This is a genomic window from Caldimonas thermodepolymerans (assembly GCF_015476235.1).
Taxonomy (GTDB): Bacteria; Pseudomonadota; Gammaproteobacteria; order Burkholderiales; family Burkholderiaceae_C; genus Caldimonas; species Caldimonas thermodepolymerans.
Genome location: NZ_CP064338.1, coordinates 1,384,772 through 1,402,070, shown reverse-complemented (window position 1 = coordinate 1,402,070; position 17,299 = coordinate 1,384,772). Strand labels below are relative to the sequence as shown.

The 17,299-nt window shown below is 72.0% G+C and carries 14 protein-coding genes; 9 read left to right on the top strand and 5 right to left on the bottom strand.

The window, feature by feature from the left end; translation table 11 throughout:
- Positions 1-3 precede the first annotated feature (3 nt).
- The 3 genes from IS481_RS06720 to IS481_RS06710 are packed head-to-tail and all read right to left on the bottom strand — an operon-like array spanning position 4 to position 3,979.
- A complete protein-coding gene (locus IS481_RS06720; protein WP_104358213.1) occupies positions 4-894 on the bottom strand; it encodes an EI24 domain-containing protein in 891 nt (296 codons plus the stop codon).
- 11 nt (positions 895-905) lie between these two features.
- Positions 906-1,475 carry a DUF1415 domain-containing protein gene (locus IS481_RS06715; protein WP_104358214.1) on the bottom strand — a complete coding sequence of 190 codons (570 nt, stop codon included), beginning with the start codon at positions 1,473-1,475 and terminating at the stop codon, positions 906-908.
- 44 nt (positions 1,476-1,519) lie between these two features.
- A complete protein-coding gene (locus tag IS481_RS06710) occupies positions 1,520-3,979 on the bottom strand; it encodes a response regulator (protein WP_132763060.1) in 2,460 nt (819 codons plus the stop codon).
- Positions 3,980-4,264: 285 nt separating this feature from the next.
- Between IS481_RS06710 and IS481_RS06705 the strand changes: the two genes are divergently transcribed.
- Both IS481_RS06705 and IS481_RS06700 read left to right on the top strand, forming a co-directional pair.
- A complete protein-coding gene (locus IS481_RS06705) occupies positions 4,265-5,614 on the top strand; it encodes an NAD(P)/FAD-dependent oxidoreductase (RefSeq protein WP_104358216.1) in 1,350 nt (449 codons plus the stop codon).
- Positions 5,611-5,880 (top strand): hypothetical protein, encoded by a 270-nt coding sequence (locus tag IS481_RS06700; RefSeq protein ID WP_104358217.1) that lies wholly within the window; start codon positions 5,611-5,613, stop codon positions 5,878-5,880. Before IS481_RS06705 ends, IS481_RS06700 begins: the two co-directional genes overlap by 4 nt.
- 112 nt (positions 5,881-5,992) lie before the next feature.
- Here IS481_RS06700 and ettA read toward each other — a convergent pair whose 3' ends face one another.
- On the bottom strand, positions 5,993-7,660 hold the full coding sequence (ettA, locus tag IS481_RS06695; protein WP_104358218.1) for an energy-dependent translational throttle protein EttA: 1,668 nt from the start codon (positions 7,658-7,660) through the stop codon (positions 5,993-5,995).
- Positions 7,661-7,871: 211 nt separating this feature from the next.
- Here ettA and IS481_RS06690 point away from each other — a divergent pair, with 211 nt between their 5' ends.
- From IS481_RS06690 to IS481_RS06670, 5 genes are all read left to right on the top strand, one after another.
- Positions 7,872-8,978, top strand: a complete 1,107-nt coding sequence (locus tag IS481_RS06690) for an S-(hydroxymethyl)glutathione dehydrogenase/class III alcohol dehydrogenase (protein ID WP_104358219.1) — start codon at positions 7,872-7,874, stop codon at positions 8,976-8,978.
- A 132-nt stretch (positions 8,979-9,110) separates the two neighbouring features.
- Entirely contained in the window at positions 9,111-9,965 is an 855-nt protein-coding gene (gene fghA / locus IS481_RS06685) for an S-formylglutathione hydrolase (protein WP_104358220.1), read from the top strand.
- 197 nt (positions 9,966-10,162) lie between these two features.
- Positions 10,163-11,626 carry a DEAD/DEAH box helicase gene (locus IS481_RS06680; protein WP_104358221.1) on the top strand — a complete coding sequence of 488 codons (1,464 nt, stop codon included), beginning with the start codon at positions 10,163-10,165 and terminating at the stop codon, positions 11,624-11,626.
- 61 nt (positions 11,627-11,687) lie between these two features.
- Entirely contained in the window at positions 11,688-13,049 is a 1,362-nt protein-coding gene (locus IS481_RS06675; RefSeq protein WP_104358222.1) for an MBL fold metallo-hydrolase RNA specificity domain-containing protein, read from the top strand.
- Position 13,050: 1 nt separating this feature from the next.
- Positions 13,051-14,298 (top strand): MgtC/SapB family protein, encoded by a 1,248-nt coding sequence (locus IS481_RS06670; RefSeq protein ID WP_104358223.1) that lies wholly within the window; start codon positions 13,051-13,053, stop codon positions 14,296-14,298.
- 123 nt (positions 14,299-14,421) lie between these two features.
- Here IS481_RS06670 and mnmH read toward each other — a convergent pair whose 3' ends face one another.
- Entirely contained in the window at positions 14,422-15,504 is a 1,083-nt protein-coding gene (gene mnmH / locus IS481_RS06665; RefSeq protein WP_104358224.1) for a tRNA 2-selenouridine(34) synthase MnmH, read from the bottom strand.
- Between the two features lie 166 nt (positions 15,505-15,670).
- Here mnmH and IS481_RS06660 point away from each other — a divergent pair, with 166 nt between their 5' ends.
- Together IS481_RS06660 and IS481_RS06655 are read left to right on the top strand one after the other, a co-directional pair.
- Positions 15,671-16,291, top strand: a complete 621-nt coding sequence (locus IS481_RS06660) for a sigma-70 family RNA polymerase sigma factor (RefSeq protein ID WP_232529484.1) — start codon at positions 15,671-15,673, stop codon at positions 16,289-16,291.
- Positions 16,292-16,302: 11 nt separating this feature from the next.
- Positions 16,303-17,241, top strand: a complete 939-nt coding sequence (locus tag IS481_RS06655; protein ID WP_114699290.1) for an ankyrin repeat domain-containing protein — start codon at positions 16,303-16,305, stop codon at positions 17,239-17,241.
- Positions 17,242-17,299: the final 58 nt, after the last annotated feature.

Here is a 17,299-nt window from a genome sequence, read left to right as displayed (position 1 = left end):
AAGTCAGTCGGAGGAGGACGCGGCCGGCCGCTCGGGCTCGACGAGCAGCGGTGCCGGCTCGTGGCGCGCATAGCCGCCCGGCAGCGGCTGTTCGGCGCGGCGCCGCTCGCGCAGTGCGTGCAGCGCCGCGAGCGCATAGTGCGTGAACCACAGCGAGGAGAACGCGAACACCAGCGTGTACAGCCACACCGAGACCACGATCAGCAGCGGGGCAAGGATCAGCGTGGCCGCGCCGAACGCCCACACCAGCGACGGCGCCGCGCCCGCATAACCGGAGAGCACGCCCATCGCGACCAGCGGCCAGCGGTGCGTGCGCATCAGCGCCAGGCGTTCCTCGCGGCTCGCGTGCTCGGCCAGCGCGTCGTAGGCCATCACCCGGTAGGTGAGCCACCCCCAGATCAGCGGCGGCAACAGCAGCGCCAGCGGCGGGATCAGCCACAACGGCATGCTCAGGACGATCGCGACCAGCGCGACCGCGGTGGACGCCAGCATCCAGCCCAGGCTGTGCCAGAAGCTCGCACCGCGCTCGCGCGCCAGGCGCGGGAAGCGGCGTGCCGCGACCAGGTTGACGATGGCCGGCGTCATCAGCACGCCCACCGCGAGCAGGGAGGCCACCACGATGAACGGCACCGCCAGCGCGACGACGATCAACGGCGGCAGCACCGCGTAGAAGCCAGCGGCGCCGATGCGTTCCAGCCAGTGGCGCGCGGTGCGCAGCAGCTCCCACTCGACCAGCGCGCCGGCCACGGCGTCGACCGCCGGTTCCCAGAAGAACCAGCCCAGCACGAAGGCGCCGCCGGCGATCAGCACCAGCGGCAGCAGCGACAGCAGGATCACGCGCGGGTGCAGGCAATAGGCCACCGCGCGCCAGAACGCATCGAGCAGCAGGGTCATGGGTGGCGAGCTTACCGCCCGGGCGCGGCGTCGTCGTTCAGCAGGCGCTCGAAGCCTTCGCGGCCGAGCGCACGCAGGGTGCGGATGTTGGCCTCGTAGATGGCCTCGGGCTCGGGGAAGGCCTGCACCGCACGCTCGATGCTGTCCTCGCGCAGCAGGTGCAGCGTCGGGTACGGCGAGCGGTTGGTGCAGTTCTCGACGTCGTCCTCGGCGGTGCCGGCGAACTGGTAGTGCGGGTGGAAGCTGGCGACCTGCAGCACGCCTTCGAGGTCCAGCTCGTCCAGCACCGCATCGGCCACGTCGAGGAAGTCGTTGTAGTCGAGGAAGTCCTGCAGCACGTGCGGGTGGATCAGCAGCGTGGTGTCGGTGCGCTGCGGGTCCTCGGCGGCGAGCCACTGCAGCTCGCGCACCAAGTCCTCGCGCAGCGCCTCGGGCGTGGTCGCATGGCTGACGGCGTAGCGCACCTGGTCCTTGACGTAAACCGACTTGGCGAACGGGCAGAGGTTCAGGCCGATCACCGCCCGCTCCAGCCAGCGGCCCGTGTCGGCGATCACCCGGTCATCATCGAGCAGTGGGGACATGCCGCCAGTGTAGGACGTCCCGCGGCGCGGGACGCCGCAGCCGGTCAATAGCGCGTCTCGTGCGCGTCGGCCAGGTCGCCGTCGGCGCGGCGCAGCGCGCGGCGGATCTCCGAGCGCATCGCGCGCAGGTCCAGCGGCTTGGAGATGTACCCGTCCATGCCGGCCTCCAGGCAGGCGGCGCGGTCGGACTCGCTGGCGTGCGCGGTGGCCGCGATGATCGGGAACGGCGGCAGCACGCCCTCGGCCTGCAGCGCCCGCAGCCGGCGCGTGGCCTCCAGGCCGTCCACGCCCGGCATCTGCACGTCCATCATCACCGCGTCGGGGGGCTCCTCCAGGCAGTGGGCGATGGCCTCCTCGCCGCCGCCGGCCACCGCGACCTCGAAGCCCAGCATGCGCAGCATCTCCTCGGCGAGCAGCTGGTTGACCGGGTTGTCCTCGACCACCAGGAAGCGCCGCCCGCGCGACATGCTCAGCGGTGCCGGCGCGGTGTTGCCGGTGCGCTCGCGCTTCATCAGCCGGCGCGTCAGCGCCAGCTGGCGCATGTCGGCCGGGCTGAACGGCGCGACGTAGACCTTGACGCCCAGCTCGCTGCTGCGCTGCGGCGACACCGGCGAACGCGCGTCGACCAGCAGGATCACCTCGGCCTCGCGCGGCACCCAGTTGCGCAGCTCGAGCAGCTGTTCCTGCGCGATGGGCGACTGCTCGACCACCACCACCAGCGCCGGGCGCTCCCCGCCCTCCTCGTCCGGCGCCTCGACATGCTCGCGCACCGCGTCGAACGAATCGAACAGCCGCGGCTGCCAGCCCTGGCGGGCGAAGCGCTGGCCCAGCAGGTCCAGCCCCATGGTCGATTCCGCGATCAGCCACACCGGCAGGCCCGGCGCCAGCGCCTCCGGCTCGTCGACCTCACCCTCCGGCGCCGAGCGCGGCAGCACCAGCTCGACGCGGAACACCGAGCCTTCGCCCAGGCGGCTGTCGACCGAGACGCTGCCGCCCATGAGCTCGCACAGGCTGCGCACGATGGACAGGCCCAGCCCAGTGCCACCGACACGGCGCGAGACGGTCGGGTCGCCCTGCTCGAAGGGCTTGAACACGCGCGCGGCGGTGACCTCGTCCATGCCCATGCCGGTGTCGGCCACCTGGATCACGACCCGGCAGCGGTCCGGCCCCTCGGCCTGGACGTCGGCCAGCAGGCTGACCTCGCCGGCCACGGTGAACTTGATCGCGTTGGACAGCAGGTTGGTGACGATCTGCCGCAGGCGCGCCGGGTCGCCGACCACCTGCGAGCAGTTGCCGCGGTAGTCGAACAGCATCGCCAGGCCCTTCTCGTGCGCCATGGGCATCAGCGCGCGCGCGGTGAGCGTGAGCACCTCGCCGAGGTCGAACTCCACCGACTCGAGCGCGATCTTGCCGGCCTCGGCCTTCGCGAAGTCGAGCACGTCGTTGATGATGGCCAGCAGCGTCGCGCCCGAGCTCTGCGCCAGCTCCAGGTAGCGGCGCTGCGTGTCGGTGGTGGCCGCGCGCAACGCGAGCTCGGTCATGCCCATCACGCCGTTGAGCGGCGTGCGGATCTCGTGGCTCATGTTGGCGAGGAACAGCGACTTGGCGCGGTTGGCGCGCTCGGCCTCCTCGCGCGCCGCTTCCAGCTTGGCGGTGCGCTCGCGCACCAGGTCCTCCAGGTGCACCTGGTAGTTGCGCAGCGCCTCGGCGGCCTGGATCTCCTCGTGGGCGTCGGTCACCGCGCCGACCAGCACCGCCGGCCGCCCGTCCTCGCCCGGCCAGGCGCGAGCGCGCCCGCGCACCCAGCGGTACTCGCCGTTGCGGTGCCGCACGCGCACCTGGTAGCTCCACTGGCCGCCCTCCTCGACCGCGGTCTGGTAGCGATGCCGGAACACCGGCAGGTCCTCGGGATGGATGCGCTCCTCCATCATCGCCCGGTCGTTGGGCAGCTCGTGGTCGGCGTAGCCGAGGATCTGCTTGAAGCGCGGCGAGTACCAGCTGACGTTGGTGATCAGGTCGCGCTCCCAGATGCCGTCGTGGGTGCTTTCCATCACGCGCCAGTAGCGGCGCGCGGTGTGGCGTTCGGACTCCTCGGCCAGCTTGAGCGCGCTGATGTCGTTGGAGACGGCCAGGTAGCCGCAGAAGGCACCGGCATCGTCGGTCATCGGCGTGGCCTCCACGCGCAGCCACCAGGGCAGGCCGTCGGGGCGCTGCTGCTCGATGTCGACGTTGAAATGTTCGCGCGCCGCCAGCGCGGCCAGCACCTCGGCGGGCGGCTCCTGCTGCCCGACCGAGACCAGCAGCTCGCGCCAGTCGCGGTGCAGCGGGTCGCACACGCCGGGCGCCGCGGCCCAGGCACGGTTGCGCCACACCACCTTTCCGTGGGCGTCGGTGACCAGGACCAGGCTGCGGCTGTGCTCCAGCGCGCGCATCACGGGCGCGTGAGGCAACGCCGAAGGGGGAGCCCCGATCGGCACGACGGTGGACGGTTGCGTAGCGGTCACGACAGCGAACTCCCCTGCCGCCGGCGGGACGCGGCACAGGCAGCGCTCTTTGTAGCACCGCCACCACTGCAGAAGAGGCCTGCCACCGCGGCAGACCGTGTCAGAGTTCCCACATCGCCTCGCCTCATGTCCTTTGCTGTCCCTCCTCCGTGACCGCTCGATGCCTGTTTACACTGGTCCGGGTACGCACGGGCGCCTGACCGCGTCGCCCGCTGCACAGCACTGGCGAGCCAGGCCGCAAGGTACCCGGTTCTTCCTCCGGCCACAACGAGCAAGGATCCCAGGATGCCCGACATTGCCCATCGTCCCCGCGTCGTGATCGTCGGTTGCGGCTTCGGCGGACTGGAAGCCACCCGGGCGCTGGCGCGCGCGGACGTCGACATCACGCTGATCGACCGCACGAACCACCACCTGTTCCAGCCGCTGCTGTACCAGGTCGCCACCGCGGGACTGGCGGCCCCGGCGATCTCGGCGCCGATCCGCCATATTTTGCGGCGACAGATCGCCGCCGGCCGGCTCACCGTGCTGCTGGCCGAGGTGCAGGACATCGATGCCGCACGGCGCCAGGTGCGGCTCGACGACGGCACGCGCGTGCCCTACGACCACCTGATCGTCGCCGCGGGCGCGACGCACGGCTACTTCGGCCATGACGAGTGGGCACGCCACGCGCCGGGGCTCAAGACCCTGGCCGACGCCTTCGAGCTGCGCAACCGGGTGCTCAAGGCCTTCGAGCATGCCGAGCGCCACCCCGGGCAGCGCGAGGAGTGGCTGACCTTCGCGGTGATCGGCGGCGGGCCGACCGGCGTCGAGATGGCCGGCACGATGGCCGAGATCGCGCACCACACGCTGCACGACGAATTCCGGCATATCGACTCGCGCCAGGCGCGGGTGGTGCTGATCGAAGGCGCCGACCGGGTGCTGGGCGCGCTGCCGCCCGACCTGTCGCGACGCGCGCAGGCCCAGCTGGAGCGGCTGGGCGTGGAGGTGCGCACCGGCTGCCGCGTGACCCACGTCGACGCGCAGGGCGTCACCGCGCAGGTGCAAGGCCAGGAAGCCCCGTGGCGGCTGCACGCGCGCACCGTGGTGTGGGCCGCGGGCGTGGCCGCCTCGCCACTCGGACGCGCCCTGCACGCGACCACCGGCGTCGCGCTGGACCGCGCCGGCCGGGTGGTCGTCGAGCCGGACCTCGGCATCGCCGGGCATCCGGAGATCCAGGTGATCGGCGACCTGGCCGCAGCGAAAAGCCACCCCCGCGACGGCGAGCCGACGCCCGTGCCCGGCGTCAGCCCGGCGGCCAAGCAGATGGGCCGGCACGCGGCGGCCAACCTGCAGCGCCGGCTGCGCGGCGAGCCCGCGCAGCCGTTCCGCTACGTCGACTACGGGTCGCTGGCCACCATCGGCCGCAAGGCCGCGGTCGCGCAGGTCGAGCTGCCCCTGCTCGGCGAGCTGCGCCTCAGCGGCTACCCGGCCTGGGTGTTCTGGCTGTTCGTGCACATCTACTTCCTGATCGGGTTTCGCAATCGCCTGATGGTGCTGGTCGACTGGGCTTGGGCATACTGGACCTTCCAGCGTCATGCGCGCGTGGTGGTGGAAGCACCACCCGCTGCGTCACCATCACAGGAGGACGGGTCATGAACGACAGCATCGCGGCCATGCGTCAGGCCCTGGATGCCGCCAGCCTGCGCCAGCTGCCGGTCGGCGAACTGGTGCCCTTGTTCCGCTCGCACGCAACGCTGCTCGAAGGCCTGCCCGAGCGGTTCGGCCAGGTGCTCGAGTCGGTGCTGATGCAGCTCGAGTCCAGCGCGCTGTTCAGCGAGGAAAGCTGCTCCTTCAGCCAGCAGGACCTGCTGGACCAGCTGGCCGACTGGCTGGATCAGGTGGAGGCGCGCGGGGTCGCGTGAGCCCCGCGGTGCCCGGGCCGGGCAGAGGCGGCGCCTGCCGGCCCGGCCGCGGCGCGAAGGCGCCGTGCAGGCGGATTCGGGCGCGCGTCGAGGCCGCGCCCGCGGCACGTGCTCAGCGCGTGATCGGCTTGTAGCGCAGGCGTTGCGGGCGCGCGCCCTCCTCGCCCAGGCGCTTCTTCTTGTCGGCCTCGTACTCCTGGTAGTTGCCGTGGAAGAAGACCCACTTGGAGTCGCCTTCGGCGGCCAGGATGTGGGTCGCGATGCGGTCCAGGAACCAGCGGTCGTGGCTGATCACCAGCACCGAACCTGCGAACTCCAGCAGGGCTTCCTCCAGCGCGCGCAGCGTCTCGACGTCCAGGTCGTTCGAGGGCTCGTCGAGCAGCAGCACGTTGCCGCCGGTGGCCAGCATCTTGGCCAGGTGCAGGCGCCCGCGCTCGCCGCCGGAGAGGTTCTTCACCAGCTTCTGCTGGTCGTTGCCCTTGAAGTTGAAGCGGCCCAGGTAGGCGCGCGAGGGCATCACGAACTTGCCGACCACCAGGTTGTCCAGCCCGCCCGAGACGTCCTCCCAGACGGTCTTGTCGCCTTCCAGGCTCTCGCGGGTCTGGTCGACCGCGGAGATCTTCACCGTCGGGCCGATGATGACCTCACCCGAGTCGGGCTGCTCCTTGCCGGTGATCAGCTTGAACAGCGTGGACTTGCCGGCACCGTTCGGGCCGATGATGCCGACGATGGCGCCCGGCGGCACCTTGAAGCTCAGGTCGTCGATCAGCACGCGGTCGCCGAAGCTCTTGGTGACGTTCCGGAACTCGATGACCTCGTTGCCCAGGCGCTCGGCCACCGGGATGAAGATCTCGTTGGTCTCGTTGCGCTTCTGGTATTCGACGTCGGACAGCTCCTCGAAGCGGGCCAGGCGCGCCTTGCTCTTGGCCTGGCGCCCCTTGGGGTTCTGGCGCACCCACTCGAGCTCCTTCTTCATCGCCTTGATGCGCGCGTCCTCGGCCTTCTGCTCCTGCTCCAGGCGCTTTTCCTTCTGCTCCAGCCACGAGCTGTAGTTGCCCTTCCAGGGGATGCCATGGCCACGGTCGAGCTCCAGGATCCACTCCGCGGCGTTGTCGAGGAAGTAGCGGTCGTGGGTCACGGCCACCACGGTGCCCGGGAAGCGCTGCAGGAACTGCTCCAGCCATTCCACCGACTCCGCGTCCAGGTGGTTGGTCGGCTCGTCCAGCAGCAGCATGTCCGGCTGGCTCAGCAGCAGGCGGCACAGCGCGACGCGGCGCTTCTCGCCGCCGGAGAGGTTCTTGATCTGCGCGTCCCAGGGCGGCAGGCGCAGCGCGTCGGCAGCCAGCTCCAGCTGCAGGTCGGTGTTCTCGCTGCCGGCCGCGGCGATGATGGCCTCCAGCTCGGCCTGCTCGGCGGCCAGCTTGTCGAAGTCGGCATCGGGCTCGGCGTAGGCAGCGTAGACCTCCTCGAGGCGCTTCTTGGCGGCCAGCACGCCACCGATGCCTTCCTCGACCGCCTGGCGCACGGTCTGCTCGGGATCGAGCTGCGGCTCCTGCGGCAGGTAGCCGATCTTGATGCCCGGCATGGGCACGGCTTCGCCTTCGATATCCTTGTCGATGCCGGCCATGATCTTGAGCAGCGTGGACTTGCCCGCGCCGTTGAGGCCAAGCACGCCGATCTTCGCGCCGGGGAAGAAGCTGAGCGAGATGTCCTTGAGGATCTGCCGCTTGGGCGGGACGATCTTGCTCACGCGGTTCATCGTGTAGACGTATTGAGCCATCGCGTGTCCTGAGTGTGGTGGGATGGGCGGTGGGGGACACCGGCCCGCAGCGACGGTGCGTCGCCAAAGAGCGGGATTATCGCCAATCGTGCATGAACGGCCCGGCCATGCGCGCACAGCGCCCCAAGACCGACGCCTTCAGGGGTTATGCGGGCCGGCCCGGCGCCGAGTGGGAACAATGCCGCATCCCCACATCACCGAGGAGTCCCCCATGAAGACCCGTGCCGCCGTGGCCTGGAAGGCCGGCCAGCCGCTGACCATCGAAGACGTCACGCTCGACGGCCCGCGCGCCGGCGAAGTGCTGGTGGAAGTCAAGGCCACCGGCATCTGCCACACCGACTACTACACCCTCTCCGGCGCCGACCCGGAAGGCATCTTCCCCGCCATCCTGGGCCATGAAGGCGCGGGCGTCGTGGTCGACGTCGGACCGGGCGTGACCACGCTCAAGCCCGGCGACCACGTGATCCCGCTCTACACGCCCGAGTGCCGCCAGTGCAAGTTCTGCCTGTCGCGCAAGACCAACCTGTGCCAGGCGATCCGCGCCACCCAGGGCAAGGGCCTGATGCCCGACGGCACCAGCCGCTTCTCGCTGGACGGCAAGCCGCTGTTCCACTACATGGGCACCTCGACCTTCTCGAACCACATCGTGGCGCCCGAGATCGCGATGGCGAAGATCCGCGAGGACGCGCCGTTCGACAAGGTCTGCTACATCGGCTGCGGCGTGACCACCGGCATCGGCGCGGTGATCTTCACCGCCAAGGTGGAAGCCGGCGCCAACGTCGTGGTGTTCGGCCTGGGCGGCATCGGCCTGAACGTGATCCAGGGCGCGAAGATGGTCGGCGCCGACAAGATCATCGGCATCGACATCAACCCGGAACGCGAGGCGCTGGCGCGCAAGTTCGGGATGACCCACTTCATCAACCCGAAGGACGTGGACAACGTGGTCGACGCGATCGTGCAGCTGACCGACGGCGGCGCCGACTACAGCTTCGAGTGCATCGGCAACACGACGACCATGCGCCAGGCGCTGGAGTGCTGCCACAAGGGCTGGGGCCAGAGCATCATCATCGGCGTGGCCGAGGCCGGCGCCGAGATCAGCACGCGGCCGTTCCAGCTGGTCACCGGCCGGGTCTGGAAGGGCTCGGCCTTCGGCGGCGCGCGCGGCCGCACCGACGTGCCGAAGATCGTCGACTGGTACATGGAAGGCAAGATCAACATCGACGACCTGATCACCCACACGCTGAAGCTGGAGCAGATCAACGAGGGCTTCGAGCTGATGAAGCGCGGGGAGTCGATCCGATCCGTCGTCGTGTTTTGACCCTCCCGCTGCCGGCGGCTGCCGGCCCTCCGGAGCAAGGGGCGCCGCGAGCGGGCCGGCGCAGCCGGGGCCACCGCGGCCGCCGGGCCGGCACGGCCGCATGCGGCGCCTGATCGACATGGAGCGAACACGATGGACGAACTTGAACTGATCAGCGAGCACCGCTGCTTCGGCGGGGTGCAGCGCTTCTACCGGCATGCGTCGCGGGTCGTCGGCCTGCCGATGCGCTTCGGCGTGTACCTGCCGCCGCAGGCAGCGTCCGGGCCGGTGCCATGGCTGGTGTACCTGGCCGGGCTGACCTGCACGGAGGAAACCTTCGCGATCAAGGCCGGGGCGCAGCGCGTCGCGGCGCAGCTGGGGCTGGCGCTGCTGACGCCCGACACCAGCCCGCGGGGCGCGGACCTGCCGGGCGAGGCCGATGCCTGGGACTTCGGCGTCGGCGCAGGCTTCTACCTCGATGCGACGCGCGAGCCGTGGCAACGGCACTGGCGCATGGAGAGCTACCTGCTCGACGAGCTGCTGCCCGGCGCGGTGGCGCAGCTGCCGCTCGACGGCGACCGCTGCGGGCTGTTCGGCCACTCGATGGGCGGGCACGGGGCGCTGACGCTGGCGCTGCGCCATCCCGGGCGCTTCCGCTCGCTGTCGGCCTTCGCGCCGATCTGCGCGCCCACGCGCTGCCCCTGGGGCGAGAAGGCGTTTGCCGGCTACCTGGGCGAGGACCGCAACGGCTGGGCCGCGCACGATGCCACCGAGCTGATGTCGCGCCAGGCGCAGCCGCCCTACCCCGACGGCATCCTGGTCGACCAGGGGCTGGCAGACAGGTTCCTCGAGGAGCAGCTGCACCCGCACCTGTTCGAGGCGGCCTGCGCGGCCGTCGGCCAGCCGCTGACGCTGCGCCGGCACGAGGGCTACGACCACGGCTACTACTTCGTCGCCAGCTTCGTCGAGGACCACCTCGCGCACCACGCGGCGATCCTGCGGCGCTGACCGCCCCGTGCCGCCGTCGCGACCCTTTCCTGGGACGCGACGGCAAATGCGCGTAGAATGGTCCTTGCGGCGCCGCTTCCAGTCGTGGCGCCGCAGTCGTTTCCGACCTCTTTCCCGAACCGTCTGCCTACGACTGGTGCCCTCGACGCGAGCGGCAGCAGGCCGATCTTGCGCTCCCTGGCAGGAGCGACTCCCACATGACTTTTGCTGAACTCGGCCTTGCCGAGCCCATCGTCCGTGCCGTGCGCGAGCAGGGCTACGTCTCCCCCACCCCCATCCAGGCGCAAGCCATCCCGGCCGTGCTCGGCGGCGGCGACCTGCTGGCCGGCGCGCAGACCGGCACCGGCAAGACCGCCGGCTTCACGCTGCCGTTGCTGCACAAGCTGGCCGCGGCCAAGCCGGCGCGCGACGCCAAGGGCCGCGTCGCGATCCGCGCCCTCATCCTCACCCCCACGCGCGAACTCGCCGCCCAGGTCGAGGAAAGCGTGCGCACCTACGGCAAGTACCTGCCGCTGAAGTCCATGGTGATGTTCGGCGGCGTGGGCATGCAGCCGCAGATCGACGCGCTGCGGCGCGGCGTGGACATCCTGGTCGCCACGCCCGGCCGCCTGCTGGACCACCACCAGCAGGGCACGCTGGACCTCAGCCATGTCCAGTACTTCGTGCTCGACGAGGCCGACCGCATGCTGGACATGGGCTTCATCCACGACATCAAGAAGGTGCTGGCCATCGTGCCGGCGCAGAAGCAGAGCCTGCTGTTCTCGGCGACCTTCTCCGACGACATCAAGGCGCTGGCCGAACGCCTGCTGAACAAGCCGCAGGTGATCGAGGTGGCGCGCCGCAACACCACCGCGGAGACCATCGCGCAGAAGGTCCATCCGGTGGACCGCGACCGCAAGAAGGAACTGCTCGCGCACCTGATCAAGGACAACGACTGGCACCAGGTGCTGGTGTTCACGCGCATGAAGCACGGCGCCAACCGGCTGGTCGAGTTCCTGCTCAAGGAAGGCATCACCGCGATGGCGATCCACGGCAACAAGAGCCAGGGCGCACGCACGAAGGCGCTGTCGGAGTTCAAGAGCGGCGAGCTGCAGGTGCTGGTGGCCACCGACATCGCGGCGCGCGGCATCGACATCGACCAGCTGCCGCACGTGGTCAACTACGAGCTGCCCAACGTGCCGGAGGACTACGTGCACCGCATCGGCCGCACCGGCCGCGCGGGCGCGCGCGGCGAGGCGGTCTCGCTGGTGTGCGTCGACGAGGAAGGGTTCCTGCGCGACATCGAGAAGCTCATCAAGCGCGAGATCCCGCGCGAGGTGGTCCCCGGCTTCGAGCCCGACCCGAACGCCCGGCCCGAGCCGATCAAGCTCGGCCGCATGACCCTGCACGGCGGCCTCAACGCCGGCGGCAAGGGCCGTGGCGGTGCGTCGCGCCCGTCGCAAGGCGGCGCACGCCAGGGCCAAGGCAAGGCGCAGCAGCAGCCGTCGCAGGCCCGCGCCCCGCGCCCGCAGCAGCCCGCCGCGGCCGCGCCGCAGCGCAAGGCCCACGACGGCCGGCCCGCGAACGCGCGGCCTGCGCACGGCCATCCGCAGCACGGCACGCCGGGCGCACGCCAGGGCGCGCAAGGGGCCGCCCTGCTGGGCGGCAAGCCGCGCCGCTGAGGCGGACCGCACCCCGGAGGGCCCTGCCCTTCGGCTAGCATGGCGCCTCACAGGAGGCGTCATGCAGATCACCTTCCTCGGTGCGGCCGATGCCGTCACCGGCTCCAGGCACCTGATCGATACCGGCTCGAGCCGCATCCTGCTCGACTGCGGGCTGTTCCAGGGCTACAAGCAGCTGCGCGAGCGCAACTGGGCCCCGCTGCCGGTGCCCGCGCGCGAGATCGATGCGGTGGTGCTCAGCCACGCGCACCTGGACCACAGCGGCTACCTGCCCGCACTGGTCAGGCAGGGCTTTCGCGGCCACGTCCATGCCACGCCGGCCACCTGCGACCTGGCCGAACTGCTGCTGCTCGACAGCGCGCACATCCAGGAAGAGGACGCGCGCCACGCCAACGTGCACGGCTATTCCAAACACCGTCCGGCCCGGCCCCTGTACACGGTGGAAGACGCACGCCGCGCGCTGCAGCGCTTCCGCCCGCGTGCGTTCCACCAGCCGCTCGCGCTGGACGAGCGCACCACGCTCGAGTTCATCCCCGCCGGCCACCTGCTCGGCGCGGCCAGCGTGCGGCTGACGGTGGGCGAGCGCACGCTGGTGTTCTCCGGCGACCTCGGCCGCCAGGGCGACCTGCTGATGGCCCCGCCGGAGCGCATCGGCCAGGCCGACGTGCTGCTGGTCGAATCGACCTACGGCGACCGGCTGCACCCGGACGACGACCCGATGCAGCAGCTGGCCGCGATCATCACCGGCACCCTGGACCACGGCGGCAGCGTGCTGCTGCCCACCTTCGCGGTGGCGCGCGCGCAGGCTCTGATGCTGGCGCTGCACCGGCTCAAGCAGGCCGGGCGCATCCCGCGCCAGGTGCCGGTGTACCTGGACAGCCCGATGGCCGCCGAGGCCACCCGCGTCTACGCCGGGCACCAGGACCTGCTGCGCGTCTCCCCCGACGAGGTGCAGGCGATGTGCGAAGGCGTCACGATGGTCACCGCGCCGGAAGCCTCGGAAGAACTCACCCGTTCGCACTACCCGCGCATCATCCTGTCGTCCAGCGGCATGGCCACCGGCGGGCGGGTGCTGCACCACCTCAAGGCGATGGCGCCGCACGCGAAGCACCACATCGTGTTTCCCGGCTTCCAGGTGCCGGGCAGCCGCGGCGCGGCGCTGGTGGGCGGCGCGCGCGAGGTGAAGATCCACGGCAGCTACGTGCCGGTGCGCGCGCGCGTCAGCCACCTGGAGGGCTTTTCCGGCCACGCCGATGCGGACGAGCTGATGCAGTGGCTGCGCAGCTTCGGGCGCCCGCCACGACACACCTTCGTCGTGCACGGCGAGCCGCAGGCGGCCGACGCGCTGCGCCGGCGCATCCAGGAGGAACTGGGCTGGCCGCACGTGCACGTGCCCGAACACCGTTCGACAGTGAGGGTCTGAGATGCTGGAAGAAGTCTGGGCCGGCCTCGCGGTGGCCTTCGGCAGCGGGATGCTGATCGGGATCGACCGCGAACGCGACAAGGACCAGGGCGGCCACCAGGAGCCGGCCGGCATCCGCAGCTTCACGCTGGCCGCGCTGGCCGGCGCGATGGCGCAGACGCAGGGCGATGCGCTGGTGGTGGCGATCGGCGCGCTGTCGGTGCTGATGCTGGCCGCCATCGCCTACTGGCGCAGCTACACCCAGGACCCGGGCCTGATCACCGAGCTGAGCCTGTTCGCCACCTACCTGATCGGCGTGCTGGCGGTGCGCTCGCCGGCGCTGGGCGCCGGCTGCGCGGCAGCCGTGGCGGCGCTGCTCGCCTCGCGCGAGCGCCTGCACCGGCTCAGCACCGAGCTGCTCAGCGACCGCGAGGTCCGCGACATCGTGATGCTGGCCGCGCTGGCGCTGGTGGTCGTGCCGCTGGTGCCCGACCGCGCCATGCCCTGGCTGGGCCACATGAACCTGCGCTCGCTCGCGGTGCTGGTCGTGCTGATCCTGGCGCTGCAGGGCGCCGGGCACGTGGCGACGCGCTGGCTGGGCCAGCACCCCGGGCTCGCCGCGGCGGGCTTCTTCTCGGGCTTCGTCTCGAGCACCGCGACCGTGGCGACCATGGGCACCAAGGCACGCACACAGCCCGACCACCCCTGGCCCTACGCGGCCGCGGGCGTGATGTCGACCGCCGCCACGTGGGTGCAGGCGCTGGTGATGACGGCAGCCATCGCCCCGGGCGCGGTGCCGCTGCTGGCGCCGGTGTGCGCGGCCGGCGCGGTCGCAGCCCTGGCCGGCGGCCTGCTGCTGATGCGCCACGCCGGGCACGGCAAGCTGGAGGCAGTGCCGGTCGAGAGCCAGGCGCTGCGCCTGCGCGAGGCGCTGGTGGTCGCCGGGCTGCTGTCGCTGGTCGCGCTGCTCGTGTCGTGGGCGCAGGAGCACTTCGGCGCCTCGGGCCTGTATGCCGGCATCGCGCTGGCGGCCTTGGCCGACGCCCACGCGCCGGTGGCCTCCACCGCCGCGCTGTTCGGCGCCGGCAGCATCGGGGCCGCCACGCTGGTGCTGTGCGTGCTGCTCGCGCTCAGCTGCAACGCCGGCTCGCGCACCGTGGTCGCGGCGGTGGCCGGCGGCCCGCGCTATGCCGCCGCGGTCGGCGCCAGCCTGCTGGCCAGCACGCTGTGGGCCTGGGCGGTCGCCGCGGTGATGGGCACGCTGTCCTGACGACCGGCACACGGCGACGTGCGACGCGTCGAGCGCGTCGACGGCCACCGGCACGAAGGGCGCGAGCGGGAGCGCTCGGACCTCGGCTTCGTGCGCGCCCTGCTGCGGGTCGCGCTGCCGCCCTCACCGCTCTGAGCGGGTCATCAGCGTGCGTGCGGCCTCGGCGAGGCTGTCCGCGTCCAGCCCCTTCAGCTCGAACGGCGGCGCACCGTCGTCCTGCGCGTAGTGCCGGCGCGTCGAGCGCGCGTAGCACGGGTCGTAGTGCGCCACCATCACGCGCTCGAAGAGTTCGTCGACCCGGTGCTGCTCCGCCAGCGCCTGCCAACGCGCCAGCTCCTCGCCGCCCACCAGCGGCTTGAGCGGCTGCAGGCGCGCGACCATCGCCAGCGGGTCGGCCGCATAGTGCGGGTAATCCTCCTTGAGCAGTTGCACGCGCGCGGCCATCGGTGCCAGCACCTGCAGCGGCACGGTGCGGTGCATCGCGTCGTGCAGCGCCTGCGGCAGCTGCAGGTTGCCGATCTTCTTGCTCTCGGCCTCGACCCACACCGGGCGGGCCGGGTCGAAACGGCGCAACACGTCCAGCAGCTGGCTGTCGAACCACTTCTGGCTCGGCTGCGGGTCGCCCGGCAGCGCGCCCAGCAGCGAGCCGCGGTGGTGTGCCAGGCCTTCGAGGTCCAGCACCTGCGCCCCCTGGTCGCGCAGCGCATGCAGCAGGCGGGTCTTGCCGCAGCCGGTCGGCCCCGAGATCACCTGGAAGCGCAGCCGTGCGGGCAGCTGCTCCAGGCTCTCGCGCACCCAGCGGCGGTAGTTCTTCCAGCCGCCGGGCAGCACGTCGACCCGAAAGCCGATGGTGCGCAGCGTCTCGGCCCAGATCCGGCTGCGCTTGCCGCCGCGGAAGCAGTACACGAGCAGCCGGTCGCTCGGCCGATGCCGGGCGATCACCTCGCCGACGTGGCGCGCGATGTTGCGCAGCGCGTACTGCGAACCGATCAGGTAGGCCGCGTGCGGGTCGGTGCGGTGCAGCGTGCCGACCTCGGCGTACTCGGCGTCGTCGACCACCGGCAGGTTGATCGCGCCGGGGATGTGGTCTTCCTCGTACTCGTGCGGCGAGCGCGCATCGATCACGCGCGCGTATTGGGCGAACTCCTGCACCCCGAGCTGGCCGGGGTGCGGCGTCTGGTCGTCTGGGACGGGATCCTGGGACATCCCGTGATTGTCACTCCGGCCGGTTGTCACGGGAATGCGCACGGGCATCGCAACCCCGCCGGCGGCCCGGCTGCGTTGACAACGGCATGGACCGCGGACGCTGCCGATGAACGGAACCTGCACCCTCGCCCCCGCGGACGCCGTGCTGCGCGCACAATGGCGCCCCATGCGCGAACCCCGGGCCCCCGCCGCACCGCACGCCAGCGCCCCGACCGACGAGGCGCTGATGCTGGCCTATGCGCGCGGCGACGTGCAGGCCTTCGCTCAGCTGTACGAGCGGCACGAAGGCGGCGTGTTCCGCTTCATCCGCCGCTGCATCGCCCACCAGGCCGGCGACGGCGTGGCCGAGGAGCTGCACCAGGACACCTGGTTCGCGGTGGCGCGCCAGGCGGCGCACTACCAGCCCACCGCGCGCTTCACGACCTGGCTCTACACCATCGCCCGCAGCCGGGTGATCGACCACGTGCGCCGCCAGCAGGGCGCGGGCGGCGCGATGCGCTCGCTGGACGAGGACGCCGAGGGCGGCTCGCCGGTGCAGGACCTGCCCGCCGCCGAGGTGCACGAGCCGCTGCGCCAGCTGGAGACGCGCGAGCAGGCGCGGGCCTTCCTGCACGCCGTCGAGCAGCTGCCGCCCGAGCAGCGCGAGGCGTTCCTGCTGCAGGCCGAGGCCGGGCTGAGCCTGGAGGAGATCGCGGCCGCCACCGGCGTCGGCGCGGAAACCGTCAAGAGCCGGCTGCGCTACGCGCGCGCCAAGCTGCGCCAGGCCTTGGCCGCCTGGTCATCCTGAAGGACCCTGCCGTGAAGAGCGATCCGCCCACCCCCATCGACGACGCGCTGGCCCGCCGCTACCGGGACGCGGTGCGCCTGGCCGGCGAGGACGCGCGCCCGGCCGACGCGACCCGGGCGGCGATCCTCGCCCATGCGGCCGACCAGGCCCGTGCCCGCCAAGCCGAGCCGGTGCAGCAGGTCGCACCCGGTGACCGGCCCGCCGCCAACGACGGGCGCTGGCGCTGGCGCGCCGTCGCCTCGGTGCTGCTGGTCGGCTTCGTGGCCCTGCTCGCCTGGCAGGTCGAGCGGGCCGACGACGGCAGCGATGGCCCCACCGTGGCGCTGGCCCCCTCGCCGACGCCGGCCCCCGCCGCCGCGCCGATGCCGGCGCCCGCAGCACCGGCTGCCGATGCCACCGCCCGCGCGGCACCGCCGCCCCAAACGGTTGCCCGCCGGGAGGCGGAGCGGGCACGGGAACGCGCCCGCGCCGAGCGCGCGCTGCGCGAGCCGCCGCGGCCGGCCGCCGCCCCGGCGCCGCACATGGCCCGCCCTGCGGCGAGCCTGCCGGAAGCGGCCACCGCACCGCCCGGCGGCGCTGCGGCCACGCAGGACGTGCCGCCGCTCAGGGCGAGCGCCCCCGAGGCGGCGCCGCTGGCCGCCGCACCGCCCCGGCCTGCAGTACCCCGGCTGCAACAGGCCGCGCTGCGCGGCGAGGTCGAGCGGGTGCGCGCGCTGCTCGATGCCGGCGCCGCCGCCGACGCGCGCGACGCGCGGGGCCGCACCGCGCTGCTCGCGCTGGTGCTGCAGGGCGACGGCCGCCCGGATCAGGTCGAAGTGGCGCGCCTGCTGCTCGAAGCCGGCGCCGACCCCAATGCCGCGGATGCCGACGGGGTCACTCCGCTGCAGCACGCCCGCCGGCGCGGGCAGGACGAACTGGCCCGGCTGATCGAGGCGCACGGCGGGCGCTGAAGCGACGCCGGAACGCCCTTGCTGGCAACAGGGCCGGATTTCGGGCACAATGGCGGGT

What these genes read in the sequence shown, in the direction of transcription:
- IS481_RS06720 (WP_104358213.1), bottom strand. Translation starts at nt 894, where the DNA reads ATGACCCTGCTGCTCGATGCGTTCTGGCGCGCGGTGGCCTATTGCCTG.
- IS481_RS06715 (WP_104358214.1), bottom strand. Translation starts at nt 1,475, where the DNA reads ATGTCCCCACTGCTCGATGATGACCGGGTGATCGCCGACACGGGCCGC.
- IS481_RS06705 (WP_104358216.1), top strand. Translation starts at nt 4,265, where the DNA reads ATGCCCGACATTGCCCATCGTCCCCGCGTCGTGATCGTCGGTTGCGGC.
- IS481_RS06700 (WP_104358217.1), top strand. Translation starts at nt 5,611, where the DNA reads ATGAACGACAGCATCGCGGCCATGCGTCAGGCCCTGGATGCCGCCAGC.
- ettA (WP_104358218.1), bottom strand. Translation starts at nt 7,660, where the DNA reads ATGGCTCAATACGTCTACACGATGAACCGCGTGAGCAAGATCGTCCCG.
- IS481_RS06690 (WP_104358219.1), top strand. Translation starts at nt 7,872, where the DNA reads ATGAAGACCCGTGCCGCCGTGGCCTGGAAGGCCGGCCAGCCGCTGACC.
- fghA (WP_104358220.1), top strand. Translation starts at nt 9,111, where the DNA reads ATGGACGAACTTGAACTGATCAGCGAGCACCGCTGCTTCGGCGGGGTG.
- IS481_RS06680 (WP_104358221.1), top strand. Translation starts at nt 10,163, where the DNA reads ATGACTTTTGCTGAACTCGGCCTTGCCGAGCCCATCGTCCGTGCCGTG.
- IS481_RS06675 (WP_104358222.1), top strand. Translation starts at nt 11,688, where the DNA reads ATGCAGATCACCTTCCTCGGTGCGGCCGATGCCGTCACCGGCTCCAGG.
- IS481_RS06670 (WP_104358223.1), top strand. Translation starts at nt 13,051, where the DNA reads ATGCTGGAAGAAGTCTGGGCCGGCCTCGCGGTGGCCTTCGGCAGCGGG.
- mnmH (WP_104358224.1), bottom strand. Translation starts at nt 15,504, where the DNA reads ATGTCCCAGGATCCCGTCCCAGACGACCAGACGCCGCACCCCGGCCAG.
- IS481_RS06660 (WP_232529484.1), top strand. Translation starts at nt 15,671, where the DNA reads ATGCGCGAACCCCGGGCCCCCGCCGCACCGCACGCCAGCGCCCCGACC.